This is a genomic window from Streptomyces sp. NPDC014889, assembly GCF_043081205.1.
In the GTDB taxonomy this organism is placed as follows: Bacteria; Actinomycetota; Actinomycetes; order Streptomycetales; family Streptomycetaceae; genus Streptomyces.
The window spans coordinates 193,432-209,107 of the sequence record NZ_JBIBWH010000003.1 but is presented as its reverse complement, the minus strand read 5'-3'; the positions used below and the strand labels follow the sequence as shown (position 1 = coordinate 209,107).

The window sequence follows — 15,676 nt, the reverse complement described above, 5'->3', positions numbered from 1 at the left end:
CCGCTCACGGAACGTCACAGGTGGTCAGCCGTAGAAAGACCTCGTCCATGTGTGGTCGAAAACGATCTCGGTGAGTGGCCGGTCGCCGCGCGGGACAGGCGAGTGGCTGGAAGGGGTTCGCCGACGGCATCTATGATCGACACACTTTCCCTGCACTTTCCTGCGCGGACACGGGCCGGTACGCCGTCCACCACTCGGCGGACCACCCGACGAGACCGAAAAGAAGACCGAGTGCACTGCGGGAGCGAGCGGTGAGCGGAACGTCCGAAGGGCCGACGCCCGCGGCAGACCTCATCCGACCTACTGTCACGGAGAGTGATGCCGCGAGGCCTCCGGGTACGGACCCGGTCGCGGCCGCCGCCGTCGAGCGGGCCGTCGCCCCCACCGCGCCCGCGCCCTGCGGCACCGGTCCCGCCGAGCTCCTGCCCGCCCTCGGCCTCACCCCGATGGCGGAACCGGCCCCCGCCGCCCCCCGATTCACCGTCCTGGCCGAATCCGCGCCCACCGCCGTCATGGACCTGCTCGGGCCGGCACCGGCCGGCACCGCCCCTGACCCCATTCCTGGTTCCACCCAGGACACCGGAGCCGAGCGTCCCTTCCGGTCCGCCTTCTCCGCGGCGCCGTTGGCGATGGCCGTCGTCGACGAGGAAGGCCTGGTCGTCAGCGCCAACGAGACCTTCGGCGCGCTCCTCGGCACCGCCCCCGACGAACTGACCGGCCGGCCCGCCGCCGATCTGGTGGACCTGGCCTCCGACGCCCGCACCCGGCACGCCTACGACGAGGTACTGCGCGGCCGGCAGGCCCGGATGCGCTGCGCCCGCCGGCTCAAGCACCCCCACGGCCACCGGCTGTGGGTCCAGGTGACGGTCGCACCGCTGACCCCCGGCTCCCCGGGTGTGCTGCTGTCCGTGACCGACATCAGCGCCCGGCGTGAACTCCAGGCCCGGCTGCGGCACTTGAAGAACCACGACCCGGTGACCCGCCTGCCCAACCGCACCCTGTTCTTCGAGCGCCTGTCGGCCGCGCTGGAGACGGAGCCGTACGAGGGCGGCGGGAGCGGCCGGGTCGGCCTGTGCTACCTGGACCTGGACGGCTTCAAGGCGGTCAACGACACCCTTGGCCACCGCATCGGCGACCGGCTGCTCGCCGCGGTGGCCGAACGGCTGACCCGGTGCGCGGACGCGGCCGGGCACGGCCGGACGAGCACGCCGCTGGTGGCCAGGCTCGGCGGCGACGAGTTCGCGCTGCTCGTCGAGGACTCGACCGGCACCGAGCAGCTCGCGGAACTGGCCGAGTCGGTGCTCTCGGCACTCCAGGAACCGTTCGAGGTCGCCGGCCGGCGCCTGTCGGTGTCGGCGTCCATCGGCGTGGTCGAGCGGCACGCGGCCGGTTCGTCGGCCACCGCGCTGATGCAGGCCGCCGACACGACGCTGTACTGGGCGAAGGCGGACGGCAAGGCCCGCTGGACCCTGTTCGACCCCGAGCGCAACGCGCACCGCATGACCCGTCAGGCCCTGGTCTCCACCCTGCGCGCGGCCGTCGAACGCGGCGAGTTCGCCCTGGAGTACCAGCCGCTGGTCGGCATGGAGGACGGGCGGCTGCGCGGGGTCGAGGCACTCGTCCGCTGGCGGCACCCGGAGTTCGGCACGCTGACGCCGAATCGGTTCATCGCGCTGGCGGAGGAGGACGGCTCGATCGTGCCGCTGGGCCGCTGGATCCTGGGCACCGCCTGCCACCAGGCCCGCCGCTGGCAGCTCGACCACCCGGACGAGCCGCCGATCTTCGTCAGCGTCAACGTGGCCGTGCGCCAGGTGTGGGACTCCGACCTGGTCTCGGACGTGGCCGAGGTGCTCGCCGAGACCGGTCTCGCGCCGCACCTGCTCCAGCTCGAACTGACCGAGTCGGCCGTGATGGGCTCGGCCGGCCGGCCGCTCGAGGCGCTGCGGTCCCTCAACGACATGGGCGTGCACATCGCCATCGACGACTTCGGCACCGGGTACTCCAACCTCGCCTACCTCAGCCGTCTGCCGGTGTCGGCGCTGAAGCTGGACGGCTCCTTCGTACGGGGGTTCCAGCACGAGGAGCCGGAGGGCGCGGCGAGCCGGCCGAGTCCCGCGGACGAGGTCATCGTGGAGGCGATGATCCAGCTCGCGCACCGGCTGGGGCTGACCGTCACCGCCGAGTGCGTGGAGACGTCCGACCAGGCGAGCAGGCTGCGCCGGATCGGCTGCGACACCGGGCAGGGGTGGCTGTACTCCCGGCCGGTGTCGCCCGACCGCATCTCCGAGCTGCTGGGCGGCCGCGTCTGAGCCCGCTCAGGCGGCCGGCAGTCCGTAGGCGTCCGCGATGAGTTCGTAGCTGCGCAGGCGTACGGCGCCGCTGTGCGCGTTGCTCGTGATCATCAACTCGTCGGCGCCGGTGCGCTTTTGCAGGTCGTCGAGGCCGGAGCGGACCTCGTCGGGGGTGCCGTGGACGACGTTGGCGTTCCAGGAGTCGACGAACTCCCGCTCCATCGGGCTGAATTCGTAGGCCTCCGCCTCCTCCGGGGTGGGCACGAGGCCGGGGCGGCCGGTGCGCAGCCGGACCATGTTCAGGGCGGCGGCGAGCACCTGGCGGCGCGCCTCGCGCTCGTCCTCGGTGGCGAGGGCCGCGACGCCGATGAGGGCGTACGGGGCGTCGAGCACTGCGCTCGGGCGGAACGAGTCGCGGTAGAGGTCGAGGGCCGGGACGGTGTTCTGCGCGGAGAAGTGGTGGGCGAAGGCGAACGGCAGGCCGAGCGTGCCGGCCAGGCGGGCGCTGAAGCCGGAGGAACCGAGCAGCCAGACCGGCGGGCGGTGCGGGGACTGCACACCACCCGGCGAGGTCGCCTGGACCGGGCCGGGCACGGCGTGGATACGGCGGTAGGGGTGGCCGTCGGGGAAGTCGTCGTCGAGGAACCGGATCAGCTCGGCGAGCTGCTGGGGGAAGTCGTCGACGCCCCGGTCGCTGGGGAGGTCGGTGCGGCGCAGGGCGGCGGCGGTGGCGCCGTCCGTGCCGGGGGCGCGGCCGAGGCCCAGGTCGACCCGGCCGGGCGCCATGGCCTCCAGGGTGCCGAACTGCTCCGCGATGACCAGCGGGGCGTGGTTGGGCAGCATGACGCCGCCCGAGCCGAGGCGGATGCGGTCGGTGTGGGCGGCGAGGTGGGCGAGGATCACGGCCGGGGAGGAGGAGGCCACGCCCGGCATCGAGTGGTGCTCGGCGACCCAGTAGCGGTGGTAGCCGCGGGCCTCCGCGGTCTTCGACAGGGCGACGCTGGTGCGCAGTGCGTCGGTGGCCGTGTGGCCCGCGCCCACGGTCACCAGGTCCAGTACGGACAGGGGGACCGGGGCGGTCCCCTGTGTGGTGCCCCTGATCTCGTCGCCCGCCACGAGTGCCTCCAGCTGGTTGACCGTTCACTTTCCTGATCGGGGTCAACCGGGTGCCGCTGCCGTTTGTTCCTTTCCCGCCCACCCACCCGTCTCGGTCGCATTCCGAGGAACCGCCACGGGGCTCCGCCCCGGACCCCGCCACCCGACTCGGTCGAATTCCCGGGAACCGCCACGGGGCTCCGCCCCGGACCCCCCGGGGGCGCGAGGCTCCGTCCCCGGACGCCGGACCCCGTGCCTCCGCCCCGGGCCCGTCGGGCCCGGGGCGGAGGATCCCGTCCGGTTTTCTCAGCCCGCGATCATGCCGCGAGCGCGTGGCCCGGGTGCAGGACCACCTTGGTGTAGCCCTCGATCCGCTTGTCGAACTTCTGGTACGCCTGGGGCGCGTCGGTCAGCGGCAGCTCGTGGGAGACCACGAAACTGGGCTTGGCGCGCCCGGCGATGATCAGATCGCGGAGCTGCCGGTTGTACTGCTTGACGTTGCACTGGCCGGTGCCCATCTGCTGGCCCTTCTCGAACATCTTGCCGATGGAGACCAGCAGCTGGCCGTGCTTGGCGTGCTCGTCGGGTCCGCCCGGGTCGGAGGGCACGTACAGACCCGGTACACCGAGCATGCCGGTGGGCCGTACCGTCATGACGAGCGTGTTCAGGACGACGGCCGGCTCCTCGTGGCTGACGTCCTTGTGCGACTGGGCCTGGTAGCCGACGGCGTCCACACCCTTGTCGGTGCCCTCGCCGTTGGTCATCTCCTTGATCTGCTCGGCCGGGTCGCCCTTGGTGAAGTCGATGGGGATGGCCCCGATCTCCTCCGCCTTGGCGAGCCGCTCGGGCACCCGGTCGACCGAGAACACCTTCGACGCGCCGCGCAGCAGCGCCGAGTAGGCGGCCATCAGGCCCACCGGTCCGGCGCCGAAGACGGCGACGGACTCGCCGGGCTTCACCTGGGCGAGCTCGCAGCCGTGGTAGCCGGTCGGGAAGATGTCGGCGAGCAGGACGAAGTCGGTCTCGAACTCGTCGCCCGGCGGCAGCTTCAGGCAGTTGAAGTCGGCGAACGGCACCCTCAGCCGCTCGGCCTGGCCGCCGGTGTAGGGGCCCATCGCCACGTATCCGTAGGCGCCTCCGGCGAAGCCGGGGTTCACCGTGAGGCAGAACCCGGTCTTCCCGGCGAGGCAGTTCTTGCAGAACCCGCAGGCGACGTTGAACGGCATCACGACCCGGTCGCCCCGGGACAGCGACGTCACGCCGTCCCCGACCTCCTCGACGATGCCGAGGTTCTCGTGGCCGAAGACGATGCCGGACTGGGCGGCCGTGCGGCCCTCGTACATGTGCAGGTCGGACCCGCAGATCGCGGTGGACGTGACGCGTACGATCACATCGTTCGGGTGCTGGATCTGAGGATCGTCGACGTCCCTCACCGTGACGTTGAAGGGCTTTTCGTAGACGACGGCTTTCACCTGGGTCACCTCCGCGTCGAACGCTGGACGACGGCGGCGACCACGGGCGTTGCCGGGGGACACCAACCAGGGGGATGACACAGGAAGGCGGGGGCGTCGGTCGTCCCGGACCCCGGGCGTTCTCGCTGCACCGCCGGACACTTCCAGGGTCCGCCCGCGCGACCGCGACCGCAACCGCTCCCGGGTCACACCTGGACGATCGGCTCCCGCGTGAACAGCGCGCCCAGAGCGGGCGCGTTGACCCGGCGGTCGGTGAGCCGCAGCGCCTCCCAGACGGTCACCTGGTTCGCCGTGAGGACGGGCTTGCCGAGGTGCTTCTCCAGGGCGGGCAGGTGGGACGCGGTGTGCAGGGCCGTGTCGGGCAGCAGGACCGCGTCCGCCTCGGGGACGTCCGCCTCCCGCGCCAGGGCCAGGATCTCCGCCTCGCCCCAGGTGGCCACCTCGGCCGCGGTGACGATCCCGGCGCTGCGGGCGGCGGCCACCTCCACCTTCCCGGCGTGCAGGAAGTCCGTGAACAGACCGGTGACGTCCTCCGGGTAGGTCGCCGCGACCGCGACCCGGTGGGCGCCGAGCTCGGCCGCCGCGTGCACGAAGGCGAACGAGGTGGAGGAGGCCGGTGTCCCCGCCGCCCGGGCCAGCGCGCGGACCTGCTCGTGCGCGCCCTGCCAGCCGCGTACGAAGCTGCCGCTGGTGCACGCCCACACCACCGCCTCCGCGCCGGACAGCCGCAGCTCCGCCACACCCCGGGCGAGACGCTCGGGAGCGCCCATCTCGTGGAGGGCGTCCGCCCGGTGCGCGTCCTCGCCGATCTCGGTGTGGACCACGTCCACCCGGATGTTGCTGCCCAGGAGCTGCTCGATGCGCGGATAGTCGTCCTCTGCGGAGTGGCCCGGGTAGAGGAATCCGAGTGCGGTCATGGCCTGCCTTCCTGCGGTTCGTCGGACAGTACGGGCCAGGCGCCGCCGTCCTCGTGCCGCGGCCTGGGCGGCGCGGGAGGCACACCGGAGGGCAGCGCCTGGTACGGCCCCACGGCTCGGGTACCCAGCCGGCGCAGCGCAGCCCACATCGTGACCTGGTTGGCCGAGATCACCGGTATGCGCAGTTCGGCCTCGAGCTGTGGGATCACGTCGTAGGTCGGCAGGTTCGTGCAGGACAGGAACAGCGCCTGCGGGTGGTTGCGGCGGGCGGCGCGGCGGGCCATGTCGGCCACGCCGCGGTACGGCACCTTCCAGATCTGCCGGGTCAGGCCCATGTACGCGCATCCGGTGACGGTGACGCCGGCCTCGGCCAGGTAGTCCTGAAGGGAGCGCGTCAAGGACACGGTGTAGGGGGTCACCAGCGCCACCCGCCGGGTGCCGAGTTCCGTGAGCGCCTCGAGCAGGGCTCCGGAGGTGGTGACCGCGGCCACCGCGCCCGCCCGTGTCATGGCCGCGCACAGGGCGCGCTCACCGGCGATCCCGCCGACGAAGCTGCCCGAGGCGCAGGCGTAGGCGACGACCTCGGGCGTGACGGCGGTCAGGGCGCGCACCGCGGCGTCGAGCGTCCGGTGCTCGCTGACCAGCCGGGCCAGGTCCAGGCTCACCTCCACCGGCACGAACGGCGTCCGGGTCAGATGCAGCGAGAACTCGTCCGGCACCCACCGCCACAGCTCGCGGTCCAGCGCGAAGTCGAAGGGTGCGACAACCCCGACCCCGCGCTGCGGACAGGGTCCGCCGAGGAAGGCGATCCCCGTGCCGTTCATGTCGTTCGTGGCGTCCATGGCAGACACCTGCCTCACGTGCGGGAGACGGGTGGGCGCCACTGACGGCAGGTGAACGACACGGTGGGACAGCAGAGAGCAACCGTCCGTACGGGCGCCCGTGTTGACGAAGGTAGATTCGGGTGCGAGCGTGGTCAATCCGTGCACGTCGGACGGCCGTCCCTTTCGAGAAACGAACCGCCATGAGTGTCCCCGTCCTGCTTGTCCTGGACGACGATCCGCCGCCGCGTCTGGGCCGGCTCACCGGCCGCGCCCGGATCGTGCGCACGGACGCGGCCGGGCTGGCCGCGCGGCTGCCCGGGGCGGACGTGCTGCTCGTGTGGGACTTCGCCTCCACCGCGGTCCGGGAGGCCTGGCCGGGCGAGGGGCCGCGGCCGCGCTGGGTGCACACGGCGAGCGCGGGCGTGGACCATCTGATGTGTCCGGAACTCGCGGCGTCCGACACGGTGGTGACCAACGCGCGGGGCGTGTTCGACGAGCCGATCGCGGAGTACGTCGCCGCGCTCGTCCTCGCCCTGGCCAAGGACCTGCCGCGGACCCTGGACCTCCAGCGCGAGGGGCGGTGGCGGCACCGCGAGTCGCAGCGGGTGGCCGGTACGCGCGCGTGTGTCGTGGGCTCCGGCCCGATCGGCCGGGCGATCACCCGCACGCTGGGTGCGCTGGGGGTGCGGGCGGCGGTCGTCGGCCGTACCGCGCGCGCCGGTGTGCACGGCCCGGAGGACCTGGACCGGCTCGTCGCGCGCGCCGACTGGGTGATCGCCGCGGCCCCGCTGACCGAGGAGACCCGCGGCATGTTCGACGCCCGCCGGTTCGGGCTCATGCAGCCCTCGGCGCGCTTCGTCAACGTCGGCCGGGGGCAGCTCGTCGACGAGGACGCGCTCGTCCGGGCGCTCACGGACCGCTGGATCGCGGGTGCCGCCCTGGACGTCTTCCAGCACGAACCCCTCACGCCCGACAGCCCGTTGTGGCGGGTGCCGGGCCTGGTCGTGTCCCCGCACATGAGCGGTGACACGGTCGACTGGCGGGACGAGCTGTCGGCCCAGTTCGTCGAGTTGTACGGCCGCTGGGAGGCGGGCGAGCCGCTGCCGAACGTCGTCGACAAGCGACGTGGGTACGTACCGGGACACTGACCCCTGCCTGGAGGCGCGATGACCGAGCTCACCGAGCTGACCGCGGGAGAACTGCTCGACGGCTACCGCAAGGGCGAGTTCAGCCCGGTGGAGGCCACCAGGGCGGCCCTGGAGCGGGCCGAGCGGATCCAGCCGGGGGTGAACGCGTTCGTCCGGATCACCGCCGAGGACGCCCTCCGTAGAGCCCGGGAGTCGGAGGACCGGTGGCGGCGCGGGCGGCCGTCGGGGCGACTGGACGGGGTGCCGGTGACCGTCAAGGACATCCTGCTGCTGCGCGGCCACCCGACCCTGCGCGGTTCCAGGACCGTGCCGGAGGAGGGCCCTTGGGACGAGGACGCCCCGTCGGTGGCCCGGCTGCGCGAGCACGGCGCGGTCTTCCTCGGCAAGACCACGACCCCCGAGTTCGGCTGGAAGGGCGTCACCGACTCACCGCTGACCGGCATCACCCGAAACCCGCACGACCCGTCCCGCACCGCCGGCGGCTCCAGCGGCGGCAGCGCGGCGGCCGTGGCGCTCGGCGCGGGCCCGCTGTCGCTGGGCACGGACGGCGGCGGCAGCGTGCGCATCCCGGCGGCGCTGTGCGGGATCTTCGGGATGAAGCCGACGTACGGCAGGGTCCCGCTGTATCCGCCCAGCGCCTTCGGCACGCTGTCGCACGTGGGTCCGATGACCCGGGACGCGGCGGACGCGGCGCTGCTGCTCGATGTGATCGGGGTGCCCGACGCGCGGGACTGGTCGGCGCTCGGACCGGCCGCCGGCTCGTTCACGGAGGCGCTGGCCGGCGGGGTGCGGGGGCTGCGGGTCGCCTACTCGCCGTCCCTGGGCGGCCAGGTGCCGGTGCGTCCGGCGGTCGCCACGGCGGTGCGCCGGGCGGTGGCGGGGCTGGCGGACCTCGGCGCGTACGTCACCGAGAGCGACCCCGGCTTCGCCGAGCCCGTGGAGGCCTTCCACACCCTGTGGTTCAGCGGTGCGGCCCGTGTCGTGCAGCATCTGGGGCCCCAGCGGCGGAAGTTGCTCGATCCGGGGCTGCGGGAGATCTGCGCGGCCGGCGCCCGGCTGTCGGCGCTCGACTACCTGGCGGCCGTGGACGCGCGCATGGAACTCGGCCGCGTCATGGGCCACTTCCACCAGAGCTACGACCTGCTGGTCACGCCGACCCTGCCGATCACGGCGTTCGAGGCGGGCGCGGAGGTGCCGAGGGGCTCGGGGCACCGGCGCTGGACCGGGTGGACGCCGTTCACGTACCCCTTCAACATGACCCAGCAGCCCGCGGCGTCCGTGCCGGTGGGCACGGACGAGGAGGGCCTGCCGGTCGGCCTGCAGATCGTGGCCGCGCGGCACCGCGACGACCTGGTGCTGCGGACGGCCCACGCCCTGTACGAGGCGGGGGTGGCGACCCGGCTCACATCCGCCGGAAGCTGAGGGTCTCCCCCGCGGCACCCGAGCGCCACAGGTCGTTGCATGCCTGGGCCATGGCGTCCAGGCCCTCGGTGACCTGGCCCCAGACGATGCCGGGCACCCAGCCGACGTCACCGTTGAGCAGGAGGTTGTTGCGCTCGTAGAACAGGGCGAGGTCCACGACGGTCGGCCCCGCGCCAGGAACGCGGTCGTAGCCGTAGGCCTGCGTGCCGAGTTCGGCGCCGGTGAAGGAGAAGTAGCACAGATCGCCCGGGATCGGAGTGACCGTCGGATTCTCCAGCGGTGGCTCCGCCCGGGCGAACGGCGGGAAGAGGGCGTAGATCTCGTTGCGCGCGTACTTGGCGTGGTAGACGTCCCCGCTCAGCGGAAGCGCGTCCCAGACGGCGGCGCAGGTGCGCGGCGCCCGGTCGTCGAACAGCCGTGCGGTGCAGCGGATTCCGCGCTTCTCCAGCGCGACTTCGACGTGGCGTTCCGCCATGGCGCCTCCTCGCGGTCACTGAGGGCCCGTCTGCCCGGGGCACGGGAGTTCACACCCGCCCCGCGCCTCCGCGTCCGGACAACGGAACGATATCCGCCCGGACACCGTTGGATCACATCCCCATGTCCACCCGCATAGACCACTCAGAGCGGGCAGGTGCCACCACTATCCGCGAAGGGCCCGAGCCGACGAGGCTCTCTTGGAGGGTGAGTGTCCATGTCCGAGTTCCCAAACCTGTCCCGTCGGGGCTTTCTGACCAGGACGGCGGCCGTGGGCGGCATGCTCACCGTCCCCGGGCTGCTGGCCGCGTGCAGCAAGACGGACAGCGGTGACGGCAAGGGCTCGAAGCTGGAACAGCTGAAGAAACAGGGCTATGTGAAGGTGGCCTACGCCAACGAGGCCCCGTACGGCTTCGAGGAGGGCGGGCAGCTCAAGGGCGAGGCGCCGACGCTGCACAGAGAGATCTTCAAGGCCCTCGGAGTGGACGAGCTGAAGCCGACCTTCTCCGAGTGGGACGGTCTGATCCCCGGACTCCAGGCCGGCAAGTACGACGTGATCAGCGCCGGCATGGCCATCATCCCGGACCGCTGCCGGAAGGCGCTGTTCTCCGAGCCCGAGTTCGTCTCGCCCACCGCGATGATGGTGAAGAAGGGCAATCCGAAGAACCTGACCGACCTCGCCTCCGCGAAGTCGGCCGGGGCGACCATCGGCGTGATGTCGGGCGCGGTGGAGAAGGGCTACGTCACCGCCGCCGGGATCTCCGAGAGCGGCATACGGACGCTGCAGAAGCCGCAGGACGGCGCGGACGCGGTCGCGCAGGGCAGGATCGACGCCTTCGTGCTGACGGGCATCTCGCTGCGCTGGCTGGCCAGGACCAACCCGAAGGTGGAGGTCACCGAGTCGTTCGTGCCGGTGGTGAACGGTGTGAAGCAGTACAGCCCGGGCGGCGCCGTCTTCCGCAAGGGCAGCGAGGAGCTCCGGGACGCCTTCGACGAGCAGCTCAAGAAGATCACCGCGGATCCTGACCGGTACGTGCGGCTCGTCGGGGAGTACGGGTTCGGCAAGGACACGATCCCGCCGGCGGACCTGAAGACCGCCGACCTGTGCAAGGGCTGACGGGGCCGCCTGTCCATGGGTGACTTCTACTCGTACTTCTTCGACCACGTGTCCACCGTGTGGTCGGGGCTCCTTGTGACGGTCGAGGCCACGGTCCTCGGCTCGGTCGTCGCGCTCGCCCTGTCCTTCGTCTTCGGCTTCGCGGCAGGCAGCAGTCACCTGCTCGCCCGCGGCGTGTCGCGGGTGGTCGTGGAGTTCCTCCGCGGCACCTCGCTGTACGTCCAGCTCTTCTGGCTCTACTACGCGTTCCCGCTGCTGGCCGGGTACGAGCTGTCGCCGCTGTTCTGCGGCGTGGTGGCGTTCGGCATGAACTACGGCGCCTACGGCTCCGAGGTGGTGCGCGGCGCCCTGAACGCCGTGCCGAAGGCGCAGTGGGAGGCCGCCGTCGCGCTGAACATGACGCCGCTGCAGCGCATGCGCCGGGTGATCCTGCCGCAGGCGTGGGTGCAGATGATCCCCTCGTTCACGAACCTGCTGATCCAGTTGCTGAAGTGCACCCCGCTGCTGTGGCTGATCTCCGCGGCCGACCTGACGACGGTGGTCCAGCAGATGCGTGACCGCACCGGCGCGACCACCTGGGCCTATCTGACCCTGCTGGTGATCTACTTCGTCCTCGCCTACGCGCTGACCCTGCTGATGAACGCCCTGGAGCGGCACGCCAAGTCCCGGCTCGGCCTGCACACGGACCGCCGCTCCCTGCTGCGCCGCCGCAGCGCCGAGTCGGCGCGCGAGCCCGAGATGGCGGGAGGCGCCTCGTGAACTACGCATGGGACTGGGGCGCGGTCCGCGACTCGCTGCCGCTGCTGTGGCACGGCTTCATGACCACGCTGCTGGCGACGGTCCTCGGCACCGCGGTGGCCGCCGTCCTCGGCCTGCTCGTGGCCGTGGCCGGGCGGGTGCCGACCCGGCTGGTCACCGTGCCCGTGCGGGCGGTCACCGAGTTCGTGCGGTCCACCCCGCTGCTGGTGCAGCTCGTCGGCGCCTACGCGGTCTTCAACACGGTGGACCCGCTCACCATCGGCGTCGCGGTGCTCGGCATCCACTACGCCTCCTACCTCTCGGAGGTGTACCGGGCGGGCATCGACGCCGTGCCGAAGGGCCAGTGGGAGGCCTGCCGTGCGCTGTCCATGTCGCCGCGCCGCACCTGGCAGGCCGTGATCCTGCCGCAGGCGGTGCGCAAGGTGCTGCCCGCGCTCGGCAACTACGGCATCTCGATGTTCAAGGAGACCCCGTTCCTGGCCGTCATCACGGTCCAGGAGATGGTCGCCAAGGCCCGGGAGTACGGCGCGGACCACTTCACCTACGCCGAGACGTTCACCCTCGCGGGCCTGTTCTTCCTGGCGGCAAGCTATCCGACCTCGCTTCTGATGAGAAAGCTGGAGAAGCGCCTTGGCCACTGACCCTTTGCAGAAGACGCCGCCGCAGGCGCCCGAGAACGTGACGCGGGACGCGCCGCCCGCGGATCTGGTCCGCTTCGACCAGGTGGTCAAGCGCTTCGGTGATCATGTCGTGCTCGACCGTCTGGACTTCGCCGTCCAGCGCGGTGAGCACGTGACGCTGATCGGGCCGAGCGGCTCGGGGAAGACGACCATCCTGCGGCTGCTGATGACGCTGGAGCGCGTCAGCGACGGCGTCATCCACGTCGACGGCGAGCCACTGTCCCACATGCCAGGACCGGACGGGACCCTGCGGCCGGCGAACGAGAAGCATCTGCGCCGGATCCGCCGCAAGATCGGGATGGTCTTCCAGCAGTTCAACCTGTTCCCGAACATGAGGGTGCTCCAGAACATCACGGAGGCGCCCGTCAACGTGCTCGGGATCGGCCGGGAGGAGGCCGAGGAGCGCGCCCGCGAACTCCTCGACCTCGTCGGGCTCGCGGACAAGATCGACGCCCATCCCTCCCAGCTCTCCGGCGGCCAGCAGCAGCGGGTGGCGATCGCCCGGGCGCTCGCCATGCGGCCGGAGATCCTGCTCCTGGACGAGGTGACCTCGGCCCTGGACCCGGAGCTGGTGGCCGGCGTGCTCGACCTGCTGAGGGAGATCGCGCACACCACCGACATCACGCTGCTCTGCGTGACCCACGAGATGAACTTCGCCCGGGACATCTCCGACCAGGTGCTGATGTTCGACTCGGGCCGGGTCATCGAGTCCGGGCCGCCTCAGAAACTCTTCGGCGACCCCGACCACGAGCGCACCCGGGAGTTCCTGAGCGCTGTTCTGTAGGGGCCGCTCGGGGGCGCCGGCGGTCTTCCGGGCCGCATCGGCGCCCCCGGCCTCCGGGGTGGTCGAAGCACCGCCGGGGACCAGGTAGTATTTTCTTCGTCGCCGACCGCGGGAAGCGGACGGCGGGAGTCATGCGCCGCTAGCTCAGTTGGTTAGAGCAGCTGACTCTTAATCAGCGGGTCCGGGGTTCGAGTCCCTGGCGGCGCACGGATGAGGGCCCCTCGTGATCACGAGGGGCCCTTCTCGTGATCACGGAAAGAAGGCGTCCGCCGCCGAGAAGGACAGGTGGACGACGACCATGAAGATCACACAGCCGGTGATGAAGACGCCCAGGAAGGCCAGCAGGCAGCCCGACTCCGCCGCGAGCTTCCCGCGCGCCGGGGCGTGGGCCGTCGCCCGCTCCGGCCGCTGGGGCGTGTAGTACACGGTGACGATGTCGCCCTCGACGACCGTCGCGGGTCCGTTGCTCTCCTCGAAGCGGACGCTGCGGCCGTCCCGCGTGGTGAACTCGTACACGTGGTGCAGCGTCGTGCTCACCGTGGTCTCCCCGCCGCCACTGGTGCTGGTGTACGTCCGCAGACACCGTGCCTCGGCCGTGAGCCCGCTGCCCCAGGCGCCGCGCACCTCACGGGCACGGCCGAGGACCCTGGTCAGGGTGAAGACCGCGGCGCCGATCATGAGCAGCGGCACGACGTAGAACAGCGCTTCCATGAGATCCCCCCGAACTCCGGTGCCGCCTTGATCGGCCGGCGTGGGGAAAATCTACCCACGCCGGCCGGTCCGGCGGCTCAGGGAATGCTCAGATCCGCGCTCAGAACGTGACGTCGGAGCAGGCGTAGAACGCGTTGCCCGTGTCGGCGATCGTCCAGACCGCGAGGATCACGTGGTGACCGCTCAGCCCGCTGGGCAGGGTGCCGCTGTGGCTGAGGGTGGACGGCGGGCGCTGTCCGTTGTAGGGCACCGTCAGGAACGGGGTCGTGTTCAGGTCGGCGCGGGTCAGGGCGTGGTTCTGGTTCCAGCCCTGCTTGGTCACGTAGTACTTGAAGTCCGTCGTGGCGTGCATGGCCGTGAACTGCCAGCGGAAGGTGTAGCTCTGGCCGCCGTTGACCTTGGTGGTCGGCCAGGCGCCGCCCGAGGGGGTCTTGGGGCTGTCGAGCTGGCTGAACCGGGTGTTGTTCCCGGAGCAGAGCTGCCCGTCGGACGCCCCGGAGGCCGGGAAGCCCTTCGGGCCCTCGACGCTCTGCGGCTCCCACTGGATGTCGCCGCAGTTGGCGACGGTTCCGTTGTTGCAGAGCTTCTGCCTGCTGATGGGCAGGTCGGTGTAGCCGTGGCTGCTCGCGCCGCCGGTGGAGAGCACGAAGGCTCCGGCGGTCGCGAGGCCGAGCACGGCTGCGGAGATCTTGGCCTTGGTGCGCATACTGCCGCTCCTGGAGACGTGGGGGAGGTTCAGTGAGCTGTGCAGGTCTAGACCAAGTTCAGGCTATTGCCGTTACTTGAACATGTCCATACCAAAGGCGGGACCTCCCCCGCGCCCGTCACGGCACCGGTTCCCGGCCCCCCGCGCAGAACGCCACCGTCAAGTCCCGTACCAGCAGCTTGCGTTCGTAGTCGTCGAGCTCGACGAGGCCCCGCGTGGTCAGCCGGATCACCGTGTCCTCCACCGAGTCCACCACCGAGGTGAGCACGGTCGCCCGGTGCTGCGCATCCAGCGCGGCGACGCTGCGCCGGTGCATGGCGGCGGCGACCTCCGGCGCGTACTCGATCCGGACCGGCTGGACCGAGAACACCTCGAGACCGACCGCCGCCACCTCCCGCGTCACCAGCCGGGTCAGCGTGTCCGCGGTGGCCGTTCCGCCCCGCGCGGCGCCCGGCGGATCCACCGGTACCCGGGCCAGCGCCGCCTCGACGCACTCGCGCAGATACGTCTCGTGGTCGTCGATCGCAAGCGTGGCCCGCGCGGTGTCCCGCACCCGCCACACCACCAGCACCGCAACCCGCAGCGCGACCCCGCCCGGATCGGCGGCCGGCATCGGCTCGCTGCGCCAGTGCCGCAGCCTGACGTCGATCCGCCGGCGCGGCATCAGCGGGTTGAGCCACAGCAGCCCGGTGCGCCGGACGGTCCCCCGGTAGCGGCCGAACAGGCCGAGCACCCAGGCCCGCCCGGTCCCGCCCCGGGCCAGCCCGCCGAAGCCGAACAGGGCCAGCGCCCCCGCCCCGGCGTACGCGGCCCACTGCGGCCCGCCGAGTCCGGCGCCCGCCGACTCGGGCAGCCGCAGCGCCCGCGCCGCCACGTCCGGCAGCGCCCCGGCCCACCACGAGGTGAGCGCACAGCCCGCCGCCCCGCAGGCCCCGGCCAGCACCCCGGCCGCCCCGGGCAGCACCCGCGCCGGACGCTCCGCCAGGTCGGGGAAGCTCTCCGGCACCGGGCGGGCCGGCGCGGGCACCCGGCGCCCGCGCCCCAGCCGCGGCTGCTCGCCGGTGCCCTTCCTGCTGCCCACCACCGCGGGCCTGACCGGCGGCGAGGCCGGATCGGGATCGTCGCGGAACAGCAGATGGACGGGGATCTCGGTGGTCGACTCGTTCTGGATGAGCCGGGGGACCCCGCGGCCCGCCCGGCCGTCCGGGGCCGTCATCGCCTCGCACCCCTCGGATTCGGGTGTGGGGGACGTGGTCGTACTCATACCTGCCTCCAG

General features: G+C 72.0%; 15 protein-coding genes and 1 tRNA gene. 8 read left to right on the top strand and 8 right to left on the bottom strand.

The window, feature by feature from the left end; genetic code table 11:
* Positions 1-251 precede the first annotated feature (251 nt).
* Positions 252-2,309, top strand: a complete 2,058-nt coding sequence (locus tag ACF09J_RS07085) for a putative bifunctional diguanylate cyclase/phosphodiesterase (protein ID WP_392304352.1) — start codon at positions 252-254, stop codon at positions 2,307-2,309.
* A 6-nt stretch (positions 2,310-2,315) separates the two neighbouring features.
* Here ACF09J_RS07085 and ACF09J_RS07080 read toward each other — a convergent pair whose 3' ends face one another.
* The 4 genes from ACF09J_RS07080 to ACF09J_RS07065 form a co-directional block, all read right to left on the bottom strand.
* Positions 2,316-3,407, bottom strand: coding sequence for an LLM class flavin-dependent oxidoreductase (locus tag ACF09J_RS07080; protein WP_392304351.1), 1,092 nt, complete (start codon positions 3,405-3,407; stop codon positions 2,316-2,318).
* A 296-nt stretch (positions 3,408-3,703) separates the two neighbouring features.
* The gene (locus tag ACF09J_RS07075) at positions 3,704-4,858 is read right to left on the bottom strand and encodes a glutathione-independent formaldehyde dehydrogenase (RefSeq protein ID WP_392304671.1); all 1,155 of its coding nucleotides are present in this window, start codon (positions 4,856-4,858) and stop codon (positions 3,704-3,706) included.
* Between the two features lie 185 nt (positions 4,859-5,043).
* Positions 5,044-5,775, bottom strand: a complete 732-nt coding sequence (locus tag ACF09J_RS07070) for an aspartate/glutamate racemase family protein (RefSeq protein ID WP_392304350.1) — start codon at positions 5,773-5,775, stop codon at positions 5,044-5,046.
* On the bottom strand, positions 5,772-6,617 hold the full coding sequence (locus tag ACF09J_RS07065; RefSeq protein WP_392304349.1) for a decarboxylase: 846 nt from the start codon (positions 6,615-6,617) through the stop codon (positions 5,772-5,774). The genes ACF09J_RS07070 and ACF09J_RS07065 overlap by 4 nt, the downstream gene beginning before the upstream one ends.
* A 182-nt stretch (positions 6,618-6,799) precedes the next feature.
* On the opposite strand from ACF09J_RS07065, the gene ACF09J_RS07060 reads away from it, so the two are divergent.
* Positions 6,800-7,747, top strand: coding sequence for a D-2-hydroxyacid dehydrogenase (locus ACF09J_RS07060; protein ID WP_392304348.1), 948 nt, complete (start codon positions 6,800-6,802; stop codon positions 7,745-7,747).
* Positions 7,748-7,765: 18 nt separating this feature from the next.
* Positions 7,766-9,169: an amidase gene (locus ACF09J_RS07055; protein WP_392304347.1), complete on the top strand. Its 1,404-nt coding sequence runs from the start codon at positions 7,766-7,768 to the stop codon at positions 9,167-9,169.
* Here the strand turns inward: ACF09J_RS07055 and ACF09J_RS07050 are convergent.
* A complete protein-coding gene (locus ACF09J_RS07050) occupies positions 9,150-9,644 on the bottom strand; it encodes a DUF3830 family protein (RefSeq protein ID WP_392304346.1) in 495 nt (164 codons plus the stop codon). The genes ACF09J_RS07055 and ACF09J_RS07050 overlap by 20 nt on opposite strands.
* 216 nt (positions 9,645-9,860) lie before the next feature.
* Between ACF09J_RS07050 and ehuB the strand changes: the two genes are divergently transcribed.
* From ehuB to ACF09J_RS07025, 5 genes are all read left to right on the top strand, one after another.
* The gene (ehuB, locus tag ACF09J_RS07045; RefSeq protein ID WP_392304345.1) at positions 9,861-10,760 is read left to right on the top strand and encodes an ectoine/hydroxyectoine ABC transporter substrate-binding protein EhuB; all 900 of its coding nucleotides are present in this window, start codon (positions 9,861-9,863) and stop codon (positions 10,758-10,760) included.
* A gap of 15 nt (positions 10,761-10,775) precedes the next feature.
* Positions 10,776-11,519, top strand: coding sequence for an ectoine/hydroxyectoine ABC transporter permease subunit EhuC (gene ehuC, locus ACF09J_RS07040; protein ID WP_392304344.1), 744 nt, complete (start codon positions 10,776-10,778; stop codon positions 11,517-11,519).
* Entirely contained in the window at positions 11,516-12,160 is a 645-nt protein-coding gene (gene ehuD, locus ACF09J_RS07035; protein ID WP_392304343.1) for an ectoine/hydroxyectoine ABC transporter permease subunit EhuD, read from the top strand. The genes ehuC and ehuD overlap by 4 nt, the downstream gene beginning before the upstream one ends.
* A complete protein-coding gene (ehuA, locus tag ACF09J_RS07030; protein WP_392304342.1) occupies positions 12,150-12,983 on the top strand; it encodes an ectoine/hydroxyectoine ABC transporter ATP-binding protein EhuA in 834 nt (277 codons plus the stop codon). Before ehuD ends, ehuA begins: the two co-directional genes overlap by 11 nt.
* A 133-nt stretch (positions 12,984-13,116) precedes the next feature.
* Positions 13,117-13,190: transfer RNA gene (locus ACF09J_RS07025), tRNA-Lys, on the top strand.
* A gap of 42 nt (positions 13,191-13,232) precedes the next feature.
* On the opposite strand, the gene ACF09J_RS07020 is transcribed toward ACF09J_RS07025, so the two are convergent.
* From ACF09J_RS07020 to ACF09J_RS07010, 3 genes are all read right to left on the bottom strand, one after another.
* Positions 13,233-13,694, bottom strand: coding sequence for a DUF3592 domain-containing protein (locus ACF09J_RS07020; protein ID WP_392304341.1), 462 nt, complete (start codon positions 13,692-13,694; stop codon positions 13,233-13,235).
* A gap of 100 nt (positions 13,695-13,794) precedes the next feature.
* Positions 13,795-14,400 carry a lytic polysaccharide monooxygenase gene (locus ACF09J_RS07015; protein ID WP_392304340.1) on the bottom strand — a complete coding sequence of 202 codons (606 nt, stop codon included), beginning with the start codon at positions 14,398-14,400 and terminating at the stop codon, positions 13,795-13,797.
* 118 nt (positions 14,401-14,518) lie between these two features.
* Positions 14,519-15,664: an SPFH domain-containing protein gene (locus ACF09J_RS07010; RefSeq protein WP_392304339.1), complete on the bottom strand. Its 1,146-nt coding sequence runs from the start codon at positions 15,662-15,664 to the stop codon at positions 14,519-14,521.
* Between the last annotated feature and the right edge of the window lie 12 nt (positions 15,665-15,676).